We start from the raw sequence: 19154 nt of genomic DNA on the forward strand, positions 1-19154 counted from the left end.
CCCGAATGCAGCTATCCGCTGATCGCATTCATCGCGCTCACCGGTTGCCGAATGCGCGAGGCATTCGGGATCGAAATCGAGGATGTCGACTTCGGCAGGCGAGTTGTTCGCATCCACCCGAACTCCTGGCGGAGGCTGAAAACGCCTAGATCGACACGCGCCGTGCCGCTCTGGCCGCAACTCGCGGACGTTCTGTCTGACTATCTTGGCGAGTACGGCTCGCGGCTGAACAGACTCCTCTTTCCATCCGAGCGTCTGTTGGCATGTGGGAGGGAGGGATTGATCACAGACTCCCGAAAGATGCTCGACACGCTCGGCAGTCGGGTCGGTTTCCAGCCGGGAGAGGTGCGCTGGAACAAGCTCCGCCACGGCTATGCAACCGCCCGGCTGCAGACGCTCGACCGCGGAGCTCCCGTGTCGACCTTCACCGTGGCGCGCGAACTGGGCCACACGGGCGTGCACCTGGTCGAGCGGATTTACGGCCACTTGGGCGAAGTGCGTCACCGCTCAGAAGTGGTGGAGTTCCGAGTAGAGCAGCATCTCGACCGGTTGTTGCCACTGCTAACGAACTTGTTGTATAGCTTCTCTCTACCTCTCTCGGAGCCGTCTTCAAGCTCGACGTCCTACTAGGCCTGCTCGTCCCGATCCGGAACACTCGAGCAGAACGGCCTTTGAAGCACGCCCTCCGGTTGGCAAAGAAGATCGGTGCCCCGAGCCGACCACACGATTCTACGCACGATCAACACCGCCAAAAATCCAGTAGTGGAGCCGATTTCCACGAGAGACTACCGAAACGATTACTCGATGCACGCATGGCTGCCGCTGCGGCGTAGTTAGCCGTAGGTCAATCTTTCGAGCTACGATGGAGCAGAGATCGCCTCGGGTGGCGTTAAGCTCAAGCAAGAGTCTAGCTTACAATGGATCACGCATCCTCGCCCGTTGCGGCTCTCATGAGGGCAGATCAGCGGGTTTTTGCACCGATTTCGCAGTTCTTTTCACACAATTCTGCGCACGGAGCCGCTGAACTGGACGCTACAAACAGAAAAGCCCCCGCCGTAAGTTACGGTGGGGGCTCAACTTAGAGTACGCGCCAGGCTGGACTCGAACCAGCGACGTACGGCTTAGAAGAGCATAGGCGCTGTCACACGGCGTCACCGAGGGTGCCTAGATCCCACGGCTTTACTACGTTTCCGTCACCCAGCGTCACCCAGCAGCACGCGATAACTGTAAAAGATCTGCGAAAATTTCCCCTCCAGCGCAAGTGGCCACGGGGGGCGACGTGTAAGGGTGGTTCACCGAGCCCGATGCGGCGCTCCGCCGCTTGCAGTACCCGCTGGGAGAAGGGAGCGCGGGCCGGAGCGCCACCCGTCCACGCTGGATAGGACTGGCTTGGAACGGGTTTGTTGCGGTCCGGAGTGTCGGGAAGATCACCGCGGATGGAATCGCGCCTGCCGGAACGGCTACGGGGATGCCCCAAGCGAAAAAGTCGGGCGCTTCATAACTTGGGTGTGGAAACCGGGGTATCCGGAATGAAACAGCCCCGGTTCATTCCAAGTCGGGTCGACTCCCTCGGAACTTCAATAGGACCTGGTAGATCTCGGGGACTAGTGTCCTGAATCACAAGTCCGTTGCCTGTACAGCCGCGTTCCCGCCCGCATGCAGGCCGCGGGTCCGCAGCGCAGGTGGGAACGAACTAATTGATTCAGGACACTAGCATCCCCAATGCTGCACGCTCCATCGCCGAAGTACCGACCACCTGGAGGAGCGCGCTTTCGAGTCGCTCCAGCCCGGCCGGACAGAACTCGGCTGCAAACTCGTCCATCACGCCGCTGAGTCGACGCGCGTCTAGATCGGCGAGCATCGGTTTTCCCGCGCTAGCGGGTACGCTGAGCCCGAGCAGGTGGAAGGCCGATTCGCGCGCCGCGTACGAAAAAAGTCCAGCGACAAGCACTTCGCTGCCCACGTCTTGGAAGATCGGGCTAAACGCTCCTGGATCTTCGAGGAGGAGCCAGAGGCGCGTCGTCTGTCTCATCTAGACGGCACTGAAGCTCAGCTTTTGCCGCGTCGGGATCGATGAGGACCCACTCCAGCAAATCCTCCAATTTTCGGGCGGCGGCCTCCAACCGAAGAGCGTGCGAAACATAGAACGGGGCGCTCGGCTCGATTAGACAGGGGCTGTCGCCTGCGTCCCGGGGCACCTCACGCCAGACTTCCGCGACCACGTAGGTCTGGGGACAGCGGCCGCTCGGAGACACGAATCGCAGTACCGCTCACGACGGCGATCAGCCCAGTGTCGGACAGCGCGTCGAGGGGTCGCCACGAGCGGAAGCTCGTTCCCGGGGTCCAGCCGCTCCTCGTTGGTCGCCAGCCGACAAAGCTTGATGTAGGACGCGCGAATCGCCCCCAGCGTGGAGCACCCGGTTACTGCGCATCGTCCTTCCTACCTGGCGAGTACGGCGATGCGGAAGGCACCTGTCCGATGCGGGGCGCTCACCAGCGCGTCCCGCTCGGTCCCGTTGAGCAACGTCGACCGAGGATGCGCAAGGGGGGCACCTCCCGCGGGTCGCGATCCCAGAGGAGCTCTCCAGCGCTCCGTGGCGACTGCGTCCGTGGCGCGGGTCGCCGCGCCACCGCGGCGCCCCGGAAGTGGCGCGATGTCCCCGCGGAGATCACGGAAGACGGCTGCTGACCGGATCTCCCGGAAGCGGCGGGCTGGACCGGTTCCTCACTCATCGGAGATTCCATCGTCCTGCGGGGGCGAGCAGCTTTCCAGGCTACCGCACGGCTGCGCCGAGTACGGAGCCCTCAGTTCCGCGGGCACAGCGGCTCACGTTTCTGTCTCCCATGAATTCAGCCCACTCCGGGTCCGACATCTCCCGGTTCGCGATCCTGCACGCCATCGCCCTCCATGACTCCGAACGGAGATCCCAGATCAGGACCTCCCCGGTCCCGCTGTTCGTCGCCAGCCAGAGGCCGAGCGGACTGAAGGCGAGTCTCTGGTCAACTCCGTAGGCTCCGGTCCGCATCTCTCCGAACAGCTGGCCGGTGGCGGCGTCCCAGAGTCTCACCCTCCCCTCCGACCCTGCCCATGCCAGGATGACCCATCGGGACTGAATGCCAGCACTCCTCCGTAGCCGTCGTTCGTCGTGAGCTGGCGGCGGAGCCTGCGCCGGCGGGAGACGTCCCAGAGCGAGACACGGCGGTCCAGCGTCCCGGTCGCCAGCAGCCGGCCGTCGGGGCTGAACGCGAGGCCGCCGATCCCGGCGCTGTCCGGAAGCGAAGGCAGTCTGCTCCCCGTATCCGCGTTCCACCGATAGACGGTACCGTCCTGACTGCCACCCGCGAGCACCCTTCCGTCCGGAGAGAACGCAACACGGTAGATGGGGCTGGGCTCCTCGGGCTCAGATGGAGGTGAGCGACCGCCTCCCGCCCGCTCGCCCTCCCGGCTCCCCACCCTGGCGTCCCACCCCTCCAGGACCCGGGGGAGCGGCTGCAGCGTCGTGAGGTCCCGGCGAAGTACGGTACCGTTCCCGCTCCCGACCGCCAGCAAAGCGCCATCCGGACTGACCGCGACGTGCCAGGGGTACTCCGTGTTCGGCAACCCCCACACCTCATCCGTCTTCCAGTCCCAGACGACCACGCGGTCCTGTCCGGGGAACGCCAGACGCCGGCCATCCGCATCGAAGGCAATGCCGCGCATGGCGACGTTGCCCTCTGGAACGAAGCGAGCAGACGGTCGCCCCTCAGCTCCCAGACCGCGACACGCCCATCGCCGGCGGCTGCCAGCAGCGCTCCATCGCGGCTGAAGGCGAGGCCCGCCTGGCGGGCCGCAAAAGGGAGGGACCGGGCGAGCCGGTTCCGGATGGCAATGTTCCAGAGGATGACCTGCCCCTCGGAGTCTCCGCTGGCCAGCGAAGCGCCGTCGGGTCCCACGGCCACGGCCAAGATGTTCCCGTCGGCACCGGCTGTCGTCCGCCCGTACTCGCGGCCGGAAGCGACATCCCAGGAGATCAGGGTCCTGCCGCTCGTTCCCGCTGCGATCAGCCGCCCGGCGGCCGTGAACGTGATGAGCGCAGCCGCGTACCGCGGGGGACGCGCCACTCCCCCCGTTGTTCGGCGCGTCGCGGGATCCCACGCGATGATCTGCATGGTGTCCGCGGACGCCAGCGTCTTCCCGTCGGCGCTGAAGGCCAGGCCCACGACCGACGAGCGATGGCCCGTGATCGGGATCCCGTTCCCACCGCGCACGTCCCACAACACGATCTTTCCCTGGACGCAGCGGGTTCCTCCCCATTCCTCCTCCTGCTCCACCGTGCGGCCACATCCTCCGGAGGCCAGCGTGTTGCGGTCTGTGGGGCTGAACGCCACGCTCGCGTGGAGGTTCTCCGTGCCCTCATAGAGCGTCGACCACGCTGCCGTCGAGAAGTCATAGATGCTGATCGTCTGGTCGATTGCACCGGCCGCCACACGGGTGGCGGACGGATCGAGGGCGACCGCCACGATCGTAGAAAGGTTCGCCTTCGGTGAACGGATGGGCTGGCGCGTGGCCACGTCATACAGGGTGACCGTGCCGTCGAAGTTGCCGGAGACCAGCCGCTTGCCGTCGTGTCCGAACGTCAGGGCGTAGGCTTCTCCGCTGCGTCCCCACAGGTGGCCCACGAGCTCCGGGCTATGGACGAGGCTCGCCAGGAGCGTTCGCCGCGCGTCGAGCGTGGGCGCGATCCGGTCGCTCGCCAGCGAGAGAAGGAGCGCCCGATCGAGCCGCCGGTCCCGGTAGCTGAGCGCCTGCGCCGCGAGCTGGCGCGCGAGGGCGATGTCGCGCTGGCGCAGCGCCCTCCCGCGCTCGATCCAGGCCCACGCCGTCAGGGCGAGCAGCACGGCCGCAAGGGTGACGAGCGTACCCACCGTCCCCCGCCGGAGCTGCCGGCGCCGCGCCAGGCTCCGCTCCACGAAACGAAGCTCCCGCAGGTTCAGGCCGCTCGGCCCGCCGTCCAGCCGGGCAACCTGGTCCAGGCGGGGATCGTCGTCCCAGAGTCGTGCGGCGGGTCCATCTCCCCGGGTCGAGAGCCGGCGGAGGATGCGCCGCGCGCCGGCGCCGGGCCACGCCCCCAGGATCGCGCCGTTCTCCCGCCCGTCCGGCCGAGCCTCGTCGTCGCTGGTCACAGGATCCCTCGAGGGTGCAATGAACCCGGCGGGCGCCACCGGGCGTTCCGGTGAAGGGTACCATCCCTGATTCAAGGAGGAGCCACGGCCCGCAACCCGGGCCCGGCAGCGACATTCTATCCGACCCCGTGCCGCGGGCCGCACGCCGGCCGGCGCGGGCTGCACGAACCTCCAAGGCCGCGACGGCGGTGGAGACACGGTCCCGCCGCAAGGGCACGTGCAGCGCGCGATGCCGACTGCTTCGACCCATGGGAACTCGCCGCCGTCCGGCGTGCATCCCGGCTCACGGCCCCCGCCACCGCCCCACGACGACGCCGGCCAGCCCGTCGCCCCCCGCCGCGGCGGCGTTCAGCTCCGCGCGGAAGCCGCTGCGGACGGCCGGGTAATCCGGGATGCGCTTCATGACACCTTCCCCGTCCAGGCGCACCCCCATGAGTCCTTCCCCCAGGCGTGCCGCCCACGCGGCCGAACCAGCGGCCGGCGGAGCGACCGGCCAGGCGCGCACCACGCCCTCGTCGTCCAGGGTGAGGAGCCGCTCTCCCGCGCTGTCGAACGAGATGGCGACCACCTCTCGCAGGTGCGGGATCCCGTCGACCAGCGGCGTGCCGGTGGCCGCATCGAGCACGATTACCTCGGTCGCGTCCCCCCCGCCGCGGAGCAGCGCCAGCCAGCGCCCGTCCGGGCTGACCACCGCCACCCGGCTTTCGCGGAACGCCGGGCGTGGGGCAACCACGGCGTTGCCACGCCGCGTAGCGCGCACGGTGATTCCCTCCGTGGACCCGATCATCCGGAACGATGCGGCAGGCAGCGTGACCACCACCGACGTATCGCTGTCGCGGTGGACGGCGGTCGCCGCACGCAGGAGTGCCGTCGCCACGTTCCGGTCGATCCCGCTCCCCTCCTCCGCGTGCATCCGGGCCTGCTGGGTGTCTGCGGCGCTCCACTGCTGCAGCACGCGGCTGCTGAAATCCTCCAGAAGGTAGGCATCGCCGCCCGCGCTCATCGCCACCACCATGGCCCCGTGAAGCCTCGAGTCCCGCCAGAGGGGCACGCATCGCTCAGCATCCCATCGCTGCGCGCGCACGGTCACCATCTCCAGCTGCCACAGGAGCGTCGCGGTCTTCCGGTCGGGCCCGTACGCCGCGGTACGGATCCCCCCCTGGACCGGGATCCTGCATCGGACCTCGCCCGTGCCTTCCAGCAGGTAGAGCGCGGCACTGTCCCCCTGGAGCACGGCAAAGGCAATCCCGCCGCCGTCGACGCTCCAGCGAAGCTCCTGGACGGCGCGCCCCGGGACACGAAGCGGACGCGCCCAGAGGGGTGCCCCGGTCCGTGTATCCGCTACCGAAAGGAGCACGGAATCACCAACGAGGATGGTGGCCGCCACTCGCGAGCCGTCGGGTGAGAACGCGCCTGTCGCGAGCCGGTCCGGGAGCGCGACTCGCGGGGAAGATTGCTCGTCGAGTGGAAGCGGATGCCAGAACATCACCACACCATCGCGGGTGGGGAGCGCGATCCGCCCATCAGGCCCGAACACGAACGAACCCGCGGCATGGCGGCCGGGCGCCACCATGCGCTCACCCCGGTGGAGCAGCGCATCGGTGCCCATGGCCCACACCCGGGCGACCCTACTCCCGTCGACGGCCAGGTAGCGCCCGCCCTCGAGCAGGGCAAAGCCGTTCTGCGCGCGGTCCCGAAGCACGGTGACGGCTGAATCCGGGCCGTTTCCCCACCGGTGGACGGCGAATCCGCTGTCGCCGCGGGTGACCACGGACCCGTCCCGGCGGACTTCGGCGATGTGCTCGTGGGCGGTTGCGACCGGCGGGGTGAGCGGCGCTCCGGTCAGGGGGTTCCACGTCCGGAGCCGGCGGTGCCGTGCCGTGGCGGCGGCGGTGTCGCTCCGCGGGACCACGTTGGCCGTGAGCACCGCGACCGTGCTGGAGTCCGGGCCGAACGCCACGTCCAGGACCGGATCCGGGTGGACGAGCGGCCGCCGCGAGAGGACTCGTCCCGTCGCAAGGTCCAGCAGCCGCGATTCGTAGCCGCGCCCGTTCGAGGCCGCGCGGGTGAGGAGGACCCAGAAGCGCCCGGGAACGGCGAGCACGCCCACGCTCCGCGCACCCGTCGGGTCCGCGAAGCCCGTCGCGCCCGGGCTGGGCCGGCCCTGGAGGTACGTTCCGACCCGGGCGGGAACCATCGAAAGCATGGAATCGATGTCGGCCACGACCCGCCCCCCCTCCACGTCCCACACCCGCAGGCGCAGGTGCGACGTGGAGTCGGAGGCCAGGTCCCACTCGGCGAGGAGGAGGCGCGATCCGTCGGCGCTGAAGGCGAGGATCTCGGGCTGCCATTCGTGGAGCTTCACCATCCGCGTGGCGCCCGTCTCCGTCTCCCACACGTACAGCAGATCCTCCGGCTCCCGTCCCTCCTCTCCGCCGTAGGCGAAGGAAGCCGCCAGACGCCCGTCCTGACTGAACGCCTCGCCCCCCTGCGCCAGCCAGCGCCCCTTCGCGGTATCGAAGGGCGTGGGGAGCGGGCGCCCGGTGCGTGTGTCCCAGACCCCGAGCCACGCGTCCGGCACTGTGGCCGCCACGTGGCGCCACTGCGCGTCGAAGGTGTAGTACGTGACCGGGACCCCCAGATGGAGCACCCGGTCGGGGGCTCCGGCGGCCAGGTGCGCCGCACGCAGCGCGTACACGCCGCGGCGGGGGTCGCGGCCGGGCGACGCCTCGACGGCCGCCGCGAGGAGAAGGAGCGCCCTGCCGAGGTCGCCGCCGGACTCCGCCTCCTGCTGAGCGGCGGCGAACCGTTCCCGCGCCAGCGTAGACTGCGCCTCCGTCGCCGCGGCGCCGCGGAGGTAGGCGAGAACGGCCAACGCCGCTCCCACCCCGGCCGCCAGAACGGTAGCCACGGTGGCCCGAAGCCTCCTCCGTGCCACGCTCTCGCGCAGGAACGCCGCTTCTCGCGCGTTGAGCGCCAGAGGTGAGATGGCGTGGAGACGGCGTACCGTGTCCAGCCGTGCGTCGCGATCCCATAGCCGGGAAGGTCCCGCCAGGCGGGGCATGATCCGCCGCGACATACGCCCGGGCGGTCGCGGGGGCGGGGCGGGCCAGTGCCGGGAGCCGCTCACCGCGCGGCCCTCGCCACAGCTTCGTGCCACTCGCGCGCCGCCTCGCCAAGACGCCGTAGCAGGATCAGGTTCGCCTGCTCGTCGGTGATCCACTTGGAGAGCCGGTCCCACCCGCGCACCAGTTCGTCATGCGCAGGCTCCACGTACGGCTCCCCGTCGGCTCCCGTACCGCTCACGGTCAGCCGTGCTTCGCCGAGCATTGCCAGCACGTGCTTCACACGCTCGTTCTCCTTCCGGTCGTCGTACTCTAGCTCCCAGAGCGGGACGCGCCGACGCGCCACCTCCCCGCCCTCGAGCGCCACCATCCGCAACATGATCCGCCGCAGCGTCCCGCGGTGGTGGTCGTCTGGAAGGGTATCATGAACGCGGTTGGCGCTGGAGCGGAGCGATCCCACCACCCCTCCGATCCCCCTGTAGTCCTCTTTCCGCATCTCTCGGTCGTCCGCGCCGTCCGCGATGGCGCGCCGGTACAGCTCACTCAGAGTGAACGAGAGCAGCGGGAGCCCACCCGGGGCGTCCACCACCTCGTTGATGAGGTTTTCCACCAGCTCGGGAGGGTTGAAGAAGAGGACCTTGCGCTCGGCCGGCCGCACGATGATCTCGCGAAGCTCGTCCTGCGTGGGACGGCGGACGAAGAACCGCGCCTCCCCCCATTCACCCCGTACCTGAGGGGTATCGAAGACAGGCTCGAAGTCCGAGCGCAGCGTGAGCACGATTCGCACGGCGTCCGGGCACTCGCGCTTGGCACGCCACAGCAGGCGCATGAACAATCCGCTCTCCACCTCCTGGTGCCTCGCCTGCGTGACCAGCTCTTCCAGTTGGTCCACTACCAGCAAGACGCGCCGGCCGGGCGCGCGGCGCCACCACTCGCTCACCACTTCGGCCAGCGTGCTCTCCTCCACTCCGGGGCTAGGACCGGTCCACTGTTCTTCCGGGGGAATCTTTCCGGTCGCGGCGAGGGGGCTGTCACGCAGCATCCGGAAGAACGTGACCAGGGGGGACTCGCCAGGGCGAAACGGCGCGGGCGGCGCGTCCTCCCGCAGCGTGGGCGGGCCGTCCGAAGACGTGGGCCATCCTTCCCGCGGCGTGGGCGCGGGAAGGATCACGAGCCACGCATTCTGCTCGTCCGCGATCCTGGCGAGTAGTCCCGCACGCACCAGGCTGGACTTTCCGGAACCGGATGCTCCCACGACCACGGTAAGCGGGCTGGTTTCCACCTTCTCCCGAAGCTCCCTCGCCTGCTCGTCACGGCCGAAGAAGAGATCCCTGTGCTCTTGGCCGAACGCCTCCAGGCCTCGGTACGGGTTCGCGTCCTCGTCGAGCGGAGGAGCCTCCGGGAGGCTCGGCTCGCGCCCCGGAACCCGAAACACGTACTCGCCCGTGCTTTCCCGCCGCAACGGCCACAGCCCGGGCGACTGCCGCGCGTGAGGCACCAGCGCGGGAAGCGAGTCCGCCAGGTAGATGTACAACTCGGCCGCCGTGATCACGCCCTCTCGCCCGGGCAGAGGCGGGTCAGCGCCGCCATTGCCACCGCGCGGGGCGAGGGCGCGCAGCAGGGCAGTGGCGAACGGAGAGTGGGTGCCGCTTTCCAGGCGCACGCCCACCGGTGCTCCCACCAGAACGTCGACGGCCCGCTCGTTGAACGCGGCGGAGGTGATGAGCTGGTACGCCGGGTCCCGCACGAAGCGCTCGTAGCGCTGGCGGTACAGCCGTGGCGCTCTACGGACGTCACGAGTGCCGGACCAGCGCATGGCTCCAGCGAAGCAGCAGTCCATGACGACGAGGAGATGCCGGGAAGGGAGGGCGAGGAGCAGGTCGTGGACGGTACGCATCGGCAGGAAGGTTCGATCGTCGTCACGCGCCGCGTCCTGCGGAACCAGGTAGCCGTCCAGGTCCTTACCGTCGGGATCCACCACGCCATGGCCGGCGAAATAGAAGAGCACGCGGTCCTCAGAGCTCACGCCGGGGTTCTCGCCGGCGCCCTGAAGCCCCTGCAGCGCGGCCAGTATCCCTGTCCCGGTCGCCTGCGCATCGGTGAGGCAGGTCACTTGGTAGCCGTGGTGGCTCGCCAGAAGCACCGCGAGCGCGCGAGCGTCCTGCGTGGCCGTACGCAGGGGCCGGATGTTGTTCGTGTAGGCATTGATGCCCACGACCACGGCATGGCTGTGATTAAACTCGCTGTTCATTAGAATCAGGGCTTCTGACGTATCTTTAGAGGATCAGTGGGATCGTTCAGGCGTGGGCAGGTGCGCTCGTAGCGTAAGGCCGGGCCTACGAAACCTCGCCATTTTTTTAGCGTCAAGTTGCGTCCGACCCGGTCGCAGATTACTTCCGCGAGCGAACCAGAGGCTGCAGGCCAGACGCGGATGCGACCATCGTGGCCCGCAGCGGCCAACAAGCCGTCGGCGACCGCGACCGCGTTCGCCAGTCCACCCCGGTTCAGCAACACGGCAGGCCCGCCGCTGAAAGGCTCAATTTCCCAGAGGAGAACGCGCTCGTCCTCGCCCGCCACCACCAGCATCCCAGACCCACGGTCCCATGCGAGCATGGCAATTCCGCGCGCGCCTGCACGCAGACGACCGGAACCGGGTTCGTCCACCCTCCACACCCGCACCTCGCCGGCGGAATCGTAGCTGGCCGCCAAGCGCCTACCGTCGGGCTGGCCGCGAGGGAGAGGACGCGCCGCGGCCGTCCCTCAGTGCGGAGCGCGTGCTCGACCTGCTCCGGTCTCTCCAAGCGGCGCACGCGGACGCCGCCGTCTGCCCCGCCGGAGGCGAGCCATCGCCCCCGCGGATCGTAAGCCAGAGCAAACAGCCAGCCCGCGGAATCTCGAAGCACTCGCGCCGTTTCGGCTGGCCGGCGCGTATTCCAGAGTACCAACGTCGAGTCGTCGGCTCCCGACGCCAGGGTGTGTCCATCTGGTGCGAAGGCCACCGCCCACACGGCGCCCCGGTGCCTGCGCATCACACGCGGGGGGGCACCCGGTGTCCGGAGGTTCCAGACACGCACGGCGGAATCCGCCCCGGCAGAAGCCAGTATCCATCCGTCCGGCGTGAACGCGAGAGACGTCACCCGCGAGCGGTGGCCCTGCAGTTCGCCGGGTAGCGCACCCGCCCTGGCGAGGTCCCACAAACGCACCGCTCCATCGCTGCCGCCGGACGCGAGGAGCCGTCTACCCGGCGCGAACGCAAGCGCGAAGGTGCGCGGCCGGTGTCCGGGAAGTTCCAGGGGCTCCGCGAACGCGCTTCGGAGGTCCCACAGCACCAGCCGGTCGGAAGGTCCGATCAAGACCATGTGCTCGCCCCGGCAGTCGAAGGCGACATGTACGGCCAGGCGGCTGGGAAGCGAGCGCGCGCGGGAGCCCAGCGCGCCCGCGCTGGCGAGGAACTCGACGGAGTCTCCCCACGCGCTCGCGAACTGCCTCCGTCCGGAAGTCCACGTCGGCTACATCGACAGCGAATCGCCGGACGCCGGCCGATGCTCCGGTCCCACTTGGACGCCAGAACCGCAGGCTGGAGTCGGCACCGGCCGAAACCAGACTGCCCCCGACCCCGAACGCCAGCGCGCGAATGCCCCCCGCATGGCGGCCCAGCACCCGGGACGGCGTGCCCGGATGGGAGAGGTCCCAGACCCGGACGGTCGAATCGGCTCCGCCCGAGGCCAGCCACGTTCTCGCAGAATCCACCGCGAGGGCGTACACACCTCCCAGGTGGCCACGGAGGAGTCGGGCCCGGGGATTTGCCTGCCGGGCGAGGAGGAGCGCGCGCTCGTCGTCGCCGAGCGCACCTTCGAACTGCCGGGGAGCCTGGATGGCCAGCGTGCGTGCCGTGGCGATCAGACTCTGGCGCCGGGCCTACTGGCGCTGCACGTAAAAAACACCAGCGGCCCCCAGGGCGCCGACCACCACTCCCACGGTGAGGACCCGCAGTTGGCGGCGCCGAAGCGTACGCCGAGTTTCGCTCCGGGCGACGAAAATCCGCTCCCGGGTGTTGAGGTACGGCGTCTCTCCCGCAGGCTCACCGCATGGGATAATTGAGGGTGGCCGTCCCAGAGCAGTCCTTCCGCTGCACCGGACGCATCTCCACCGAGGAGGGCTCTCACCCGCCGACCCCAATTCCGCATCCAGGTGAAACGGGATCGTCGAATCAGGCCTGGAGCCATTCGAATATCTTCTCGCGGGCAGCCCTGCTCCCGAAGAACCCGCTGTGCGCCACCCCGTCGGACTTGGTGAACAGGAGTGGGCCCTCGATCGGGAAATACCCGGAGCCGCTGAGGTTGTGGACACCCCGGGTCGGCACCACCAGGTCGTTCTCGACTCCGAAGACGCGATCCATCAGGCGGTCCTTCACGAAGTCGCGCCATCCCGGAATGGTGGGCTCGTAGTCGGCCGCGAGCGCGAAGTACCGCGCGTCGCCTCGCGGTCCCGAGTTGAGCTGCCGGACGAAGTCGCCATCCGGGACCATGGAGCGCAGCCCGGGAAGACCCGCCACCACACCCACCGCCAGCTGCTTCGCCACCGTGATCACCCCCTCCAGCACGTCGGTCACCCCGTTGTCGGGGAGGAAGTTCAACAGATTGGTGTAGCTGTCGAGCATGTCGCCCATGTGACGGGTGTCGGCCAGCACGGTGCCGGCGTTGGGGGCGGCGGCGAACACCACCTTGTGCGCGCGGACGCGTCCGGACCCCTCCGGGCCGACATCCGGCCGCTCGGCCAACACCCGCGAAACCAGTCCTCCACGTGAATGGCAGATGATATCCACGTCCAGAGTCAGTCCCGCCGGGATACGTGACAGGAACCAGCGCGCGTTCGCGAAAGGATCGTCCGACAGAGTGAAGTGATCGAGCGCGAAGACACGTCCGCCGTACAGCTCGTGCAAGCGGCGGACGTCGTCGAGCGGCAACGCACCGAAAGCGGAGTGCGCGCGGCTGAAGGTACCGTGCACGAAGAGGAGCGCCCGGCCGGAGGAAAGCGATTCCCATTCCGCCGGCACGATTTCTCGCCCGTCCGGGCGCGCGTAATCGTCGGGGGTGAAGGTGCGTACGCGGTACGGGCGCCGAGCTTCCTCCCACTTTCGCGCGAAGTGCTCGCCGACGCGGCCGATCAGCGGGTCCAGCAGGGGAAAGACCAGCACCTTGAGGAGCTTTTTCCCGGCGGCTCCCAGGAGCCCGCGAGTCCCGACGGACGGATCCGCGGCCGGGACGGCGCGCCGCACCCTGTACGTCCGCCACCCGTCGCCCTGAGCCTCGCGCGCGCCGTCGACCGGAGCGGCCGCGAAGTTCCACGTCAGGACCTCGCCCTCGTCGGCCGCGAGCAGCATCTGCCCGAGCCCCGGCCCCGGGCCGGGGACCTCCACCTCCAGCGCGGGCTCGCCTTGGGCGGTGCTGCGGGAAGCCGGCGCCACCTCGCGCGCTTGCTCGATCTCCACGGAACGCTCCACCGTGACTCCCTCGGCCTCCAGCACCGCTTCGAAGCCGGGAGCCACTGCTTCCAGGTCGCGCGTCCGGCCACTGGAAGGTTCAGTCGCGGTGGCCCGGCCGAGCAGCCCCGCTGCGCGGATCCGCACTGCCCCAACCACCACCGGCGTGTCCGTGCCCGGGAGCTCGACCGAGGGCGCAGGGTCCCGGAGCACGATCCTGTGCGTCACGGTCGCCCACTCCTCGGGGGCCGGTCGGCGCTTGCGAACGACGTCGCGCGTCCCCATCCCCGCCAGCGCGAGGGCGAGGAGCCGGCCGAGCGGCGAATCCGCGCCGGGGTGCTCGGCGAGGTGGGCACCGTCTGTCTCCCCCCTGGACAGGGATACCGCGTCCTGGAGGAGGGGCTCCGGATCGAGCGGCGCCGAGGTCACGAACGCCTTGAAGTACTCGACGCCCTCTCTCGGGCGCGCGTCCGGTGTGGGCACGAACGGGAAGCCGGCCGGGAAGTCCAGCGTGAAGGCCCCGTCGTCGGACCCGTCCATCGCCACGCGCACCGTCACACCCGGCTTGAGCGGCTCCTCGATGCGGCCGTCGGGGGGATACAGCATCCCGATACGCCAGGTAAGCCCGAAGTCCAGGACGGTGACGTAGAGGTCGCGGTCCGTCCGGTTCGTGATCGTGAACCCGACGACGTCTCCCGCGTGGTACGCGATGCCGCCCCCCGGCTCCGGCAGGGCGGGTACCCAGCGACCGTCCGGGAGCCGCCGGTGGAGGACCATCTCCACGCTGGCAGAGAGCGGGTTGGCCGGGTCCCGGTTCTCGATCTCTAGGGCGTTCCTGTACCTAGCGATCACCTCAAGATCGTCCAGGACCTGCAGACCCGCCGTGGGGCTCGAGGAGGGGCGCGGTGGAGCCTGCACGGCGCCGTCGGTGCCAATGATCACCCAGGTGTGCGTCGTGAGCCTCCCAAGCTGCGGCACCGGGTCATCGGCCGCCGGCTCGGCACGCGGCGGAAGCAGGTAGACGCGTACGTCGCCGCCCTGGCCGGGCAGAACGAGGCCGAGCAGACGGTTCGACTCGATGTCCTCTGCCAGGCGCCGCCCCTCGTCGGCTCCGGACGGGACCTGGAGTTCCACCCGCAACGCGCCGGCTCCGGCGGGCGCGGCCTCTTCCACCGCTCGGCACCCCGACGTGATGGCGCCCGACGGCTCCTCGTCCACGACCTCCGCCTCCGAGGCCAGCGCGCCGACGCGTGTGACGCGGAGGGTTCCCAGGCGCCGGGCACCCTCCGTTCGCCTGGTCCCCTGCGGGTACACCGCCCACGACGCCTCCCTGGTCGCGCCGTGGGCCGCTCCCACGGCAAGGGTCGCCGTGCCGCCCTGCCGTGCCGTCACCCCGGCGAACCGGACCGGCACGAGGTCATCGACCCCGAACAGCTCCCGGTTGCGCGTACCCTCCATCTGGGGGTGCTGGTGCGCCTTGGCCGCCGTGACATGTGGCGCCGCGCGCTCGAAGACGTCCCGGTACGTGCTTCCCGGGGTGGGCGTCGGCGAGTTCCCTGGCGAGAAAGTACGTGAACGCCCCGTGGACAACCTCTTCCCCTCCCTCGCGCACCGTGTGCTCGTACGCGCTCTGGTCGGATCTGCACCCCGCCATCAACAGGTAGGTGGGGCCGATCGGGAGCCACCCGCTCGGGCCGATCCCGCGATGCCCGCCCTGGGCGAGGAGGGGATCCACCAGCGACGGGGGAAGCTCCTCCGGCGGCCGCTCGTCCGCTGGAATGGAGCGACCCATATCGCCGAATGCGTCGCGTGCGATCGTCCCGGAGTGGCAGGAGTCGAAGATCAGCGTCACGTGCGGGGTCTTCCGCCCGAGAAGCACCAGCTTGGCGTGGATCTCGTCGTCAGTGATGTCGCGGTTGGGATGCTCGCCGCGCCCACTGTCGAACGCTACGATCGTCTCGTCCATCCCGTCCGGCTCGTCGTTCTCCCGGTCGGTCATCTGCGAACCGTGCCCCGCGTAGAACATCACGACCACGTCGTCCTCGCCGGCGCGCTCCACCAGCGCGTCCATCTCCGCGAGGATCCCTTCGCGCGTGGCATCCGCGTCGAGGAGGAGCCGGACGTTCGAATCGGGAAACCCGAAGCGGTCCACGAGGAGCGCCCGCATCGCCCGGGCGTCGTTGACGCATCCACGCAGGGGACGAACATGGGGATAAGCGTTGATGCCGATCAACAGGGCGTGCCGGTTTGCCGCTGACAGTCGGGACATCGGTGGGCTCCACGCTGGAGATGAAGGAAGAGGTGATCAGGGCGTTTTCGCCTCGTCCTGCGCCGGGTTGGTGCGAGCGGAATCCCGTCCTGCCGCACGCCGCCCCTCTGGCGCGGGGGTCGCGGAGTTGGCGCGGCGGCGACCGTGAAGGGGAGCGCGGGACAGGTGGCGGCGGGGTTCCGGGAAGGGAGGTACTCCGCCCATTCGTCCGGGGTCAGGTTGCGGCCGGCGACTCGGCAGGCCACCTCGACGAGGTGCCGCGTATCAAGTCTCCAGAGCCGGGCCTCGTCGTCGTCGCCGCCGGTCACCACCCAGCGGCCGTCGGGGCTGACCTCGACGACATCCACTTCCGTCTTGTGGCCAGCGAGCAGGACCGGCGGCTCCTGCGGTTCTTCTACATACCACGCCCGGGCGAGGTTGTCCTGTCCCGTTGCGAGGAGCCGACGACTGTCCGGGCTGAAGCGGAGGGCCAGGATCGTGGCTTCGGCGCCACGCAGGACAATGGGCGGAGCACCCTCGCTCCCGGGCCGAAGCTCCCGCAGGTGCACTGTGGAATCCTCGCTCCCGGTCGCCAGCCAGCGTCCGTCGCCGCTGAACGCCACGGCGGTCACCTTGTGGCGGTGTCCCACCAGGATCGTTGAGCGCTCGCCCTGCGGCCCCCTAACCAGGTCGTAAAGGCGCAGCCACCGGTCCGCTCCGGTTTTGCTCAGGAGGCCTTGCTCCCACATCCCGGTGAGGAGCCACTGCCCGTCGGGGCTCACCTCGGCGTCGAAGAGCGGGATGACCGAGTCCGCGATCACCCGGGAAGCAGTGGTGGTTGCCGATTTGAGGGAGAGGAGCCGGACCGCTTCCTGGCCGACTCCCACGAGCCGGCTGCCATCCGAGGTGAAAGCGTAACGCGCGAACCGGTCCTGTGTTCCGAGCGACCGGGCTTCGGTCCACTTGTTCTCCTGCGTCGTCCACACCCAGGCCGTGCTGTCATACCCGACCGCGAGCAACTGGCGCCCATCCGGGCTGAACACCATTTGTTGGACACCGGCGCGTACTCGCACCCGGAGCGGCTCTCTGCCCTGCTCCGGCCGGTCCGAAGCCAGATCCCACAGGTAGGTCGGCCGGTCCAGTCCGCCGGTCGCCACCCAACGTCCGCTTGGAGCTACCGCGAGCACAGCCCCCGGCAGGCGCACCGGGACACGCGCCACTCCTCCGTGCCCGACACGCCACAAGAACGTTTCCCCGTCGAGATCGAGATCGGTGATCACCCAGCGGGAGTCCGGCGTCATGCGTACGCTCCGGATCCGGTACGAACCTTCGTGCAGGCGGACCGGGGCTTGCCACGGATTAGGCCGCCGGAGATCCCAGATCCGCAGTTCGTTGAAGCCGCCGAGGGTGACGAGCCAGCGCCCGTCATGACTGAAATCCGCGGCACGCGTCCCGTTGCCGTGTCCGTCGAGGACGCGCGGTTCTGTAAACGGAGACGCGGCATCGATCGGCCACACGCGTGCCCGCGCGTCGGCGCTTCCGCTGACCAGCCATCGACCGCTGGACTGGACGGCGGTAACCGTGTTCTCGTGTCCACGAAGCTCCATAGGGCGAAGCAGCGGCGCGGAGCCGTCCAGCCTCCAGAGGCGTACCGCGCGGTCGGAGCCGCCAGTCGCGAGCCAGCGGGAATCGGTGGAGAAGGCGGCAGTGATGGTGGTGGCACCCAATCCCGCCAGGGAACGGACGGCGGCGGTATCGGACGACGCCAGGCTCCAGACTCGAAGGGTCTTGGCGGCTCGGTCGCGGCGCGTGTTAGCCGGGAACCCAGTATAAGAGAGGGCCGCAAGCCAGCGACCGTCCGGGCTCACCGAGAGACGGGTGACTTCGTCCTCACCGGTGACCGACACGCGGACGCGCTGGCCGCCCCTTTCCAGGGAGAGATGGTGCACCGCGGCATCGCCGTTTCGGGCAATCACGTTTCCCGTCTCCTGCAGCCCGGTTCCCACGAAGAGGACGCGGTTCCGAGGGTCGAAGGCCAGCGCGGAGACACGTCCCTTCCCTGCGGGTCCCACGGTAAATGAATCGACGGGGGCTCCATGGTCCAGTCGCCATACCCTCACCCCCCGGTCTGCGCCTCCGGACGCCAGCCATTCACCGCGTACGCTCAGCGCAACGCTTGTCACTTCGCCGCTATGCCCGCGCAGAAGGACGGGGCGCTCCGTGGGATTCGGCGAGGAGAGACGCCAGAGCCTTGTTTCCCCGGTGGCCATCCCGGTCGCCAGCCACTCCCCGTCCGCGCTTGCAGCCACGGAGGTGACGGAGTCGACCGGAACGGGGAATGCGCGACCCGAGCGGGAAGGGTCTGCCGCCTGGAGATCCCAGACTTGGAGAGTGAGGGTTTCAGGGGGGGTACCGAGTGCAGACCTGCGTACTTCATAGTGCGGTACATTCCCGGTCACCAGCCACCGCTGGTCGGCCGAGAATGCCAGGAAGGTGACCGGGCCTGCATGGCCCCGCAGAACGATAGTGCCAAGGACATCGCCGTTCGCGCCGAGCCGCCAGAGGTGGGCGGTGCGGTCATCGCCACCCGTCGCTACCCACGTCCCGTCTAGGCTGATGGCGGCCACGTTGATGGGTCCCCCGTGTCCGCTAAGCGCCGTTCCACCGACGGTGCTCAGTATCTGCCGGAGCGCGTTCTCGGCGTCGACGACACGTACTCCGCGACGATACGCCACTCCCATCGCCTCGATCGCCAGAAGCAGGCTCCGAGCCGGGTGGCGCTCCAGCGTCGAGAGCGCTTGAGTAGCCAGGCGCCGAGCGTCCGCGATGTCGCGTTCGCGGAGCGCACGGCCGCGTTGAACCCACGCGATCCAACCACCAACCACCGACACTACGGTAGCCAGCAAGAGCACCGTTACGATCGTTCGTATCGTCCGCCGGCGCCGCCGCGCGAGCTCATTGCGGCGTGCGCGGCTGGCTAGGACAAACGCGCGCTCCTGGGAATTGAAGATGTGCGGGTCGTTCGCGAAAAGGCCCTCCGCCCGTTCCAGACGGGGCCCGTCGTCCAACAGGCCGGAAGTCACGCCGCTCGGCTCCCTTCGACCCCACCGCCCCGGGATGCGAAGCCAACCCTTCCAGCGTTTCGTGGTGCCTGCAGGCACGGTATCTGAGTGACGCGTCCCGACAGGAGGTACCA

The 19154-nt window shown here is 69.1% G+C and carries 10 protein-coding genes and 2 pseudogenes; 1 reads left to right on the plus strand and 11 read right to left on the minus strand.

Annotation, left to right across the window (positions count from 1 at the left end; genetic code table 11):
- Positions 1 to 630: tyrosine-type recombinase/integrase (locus VF665_RS22390; protein ID WP_331055700.1), on the plus strand; the 630-nt coding region annotated here is incomplete at its 5' end.
- Positions 631 to 1702: 1072 nt separating this feature from the next.
- On the opposite strand, the gene VF665_RS22395 is transcribed toward VF665_RS22390, so the two are convergent.
- From VF665_RS22395 to VF665_RS22430, 11 genes and pseudogenes are all read right to left on the minus strand, one after another.
- Positions 1703 to 1963: a hypothetical protein gene (locus VF665_RS22395; protein WP_331055701.1), complete on the minus strand. Its 261-nt coding sequence runs from the start codon at positions 1961 to 1963 to the stop codon at positions 1703 to 1705.
- Positions 1964 to 3064: 1101 nt separating this feature from the next.
- The gene (locus tag VF665_RS22400; RefSeq protein WP_331055702.1) at positions 3065 to 3700 is read right to left on the minus strand and encodes a hypothetical protein; all 636 of its coding nucleotides are present in this window, start codon (positions 3698 to 3700) and stop codon (positions 3065 to 3067) included.
- Positions 3701 to 4140: 440 nt separating this feature from the next.
- Positions 4141 to 5361 (minus strand): annotated as a pseudogene (locus VF665_RS26040) (WD40 repeat domain-containing protein); the annotation flags it as partial.
- Between the two features lie 85 nt (positions 5362 to 5446).
- Complete coding sequence (locus VF665_RS22405; protein ID WP_331055703.1) at positions 5447 to 8074, minus strand: WD40 repeat domain-containing protein; 2628 nt, start codon at positions 8072 to 8074, stop codon at positions 5447 to 5449.
- A 215-nt stretch (positions 8075 to 8289) separates the two neighbouring features.
- Positions 8290 to 10479, minus strand: a complete 2190-nt coding sequence (locus VF665_RS22410) for a caspase family protein (RefSeq protein ID WP_331055704.1) — start codon at positions 10477 to 10479, stop codon at positions 8290 to 8292.
- A gap of 5 nt (positions 10480 to 10484) precedes the next feature.
- Positions 10485 to 10937: a hypothetical protein gene (locus VF665_RS22415; RefSeq protein WP_331055705.1), complete on the minus strand. Its 453-nt coding sequence runs from the start codon at positions 10935 to 10937 to the stop codon at positions 10485 to 10487.
- A gap of 110 nt (positions 10938 to 11047) precedes the next feature.
- A pseudogene (locus VF665_RS26045) lies at positions 11048 to 11557 on the minus strand (WD40 repeat domain-containing protein); the annotation flags it as partial.
- On the minus strand, positions 11466 to 12131 hold the full coding sequence (locus VF665_RS26050) for a hypothetical protein (protein ID WP_414679332.1): 666 nt from the start codon (positions 12129 to 12131) through the stop codon (positions 11466 to 11468). The pseudogene VF665_RS26045 and the gene VF665_RS26050, both read right to left, overlap by 92 nt.
- 307 nt (positions 12132 to 12438) lie before the next feature.
- A complete protein-coding gene (locus tag VF665_RS22420; RefSeq protein ID WP_331055706.1) occupies positions 12439 to 15168 on the minus strand; it encodes a DUF7379 domain-containing protein in 2730 nt (909 codons plus the stop codon).
- Positions 15128 to 15943, minus strand: coding sequence for a caspase family protein (locus VF665_RS22425; RefSeq protein WP_331055707.1), 816 nt, complete (start codon positions 15941 to 15943; stop codon positions 15128 to 15130). Before VF665_RS22425 ends, VF665_RS22420 begins: the two co-directional genes overlap by 41 nt.
- Positions 15940 to 19041, minus strand: coding sequence for a hypothetical protein (locus VF665_RS22430; RefSeq protein WP_331055708.1), 3102 nt, complete (start codon positions 19039 to 19041; stop codon positions 15940 to 15942). The genes VF665_RS22425 and VF665_RS22430 overlap by 4 nt, the downstream gene beginning before the upstream one ends.
- Positions 19042 to 19154: the final 113 nt, after the last annotated feature.

The sequence above is a fragment of the Longimicrobium sp. genome (genome assembly GCF_036387355.1).
Classification (GTDB): Bacteria; Gemmatimonadota; Gemmatimonadetes; order Longimicrobiales; family Longimicrobiaceae; genus Longimicrobium.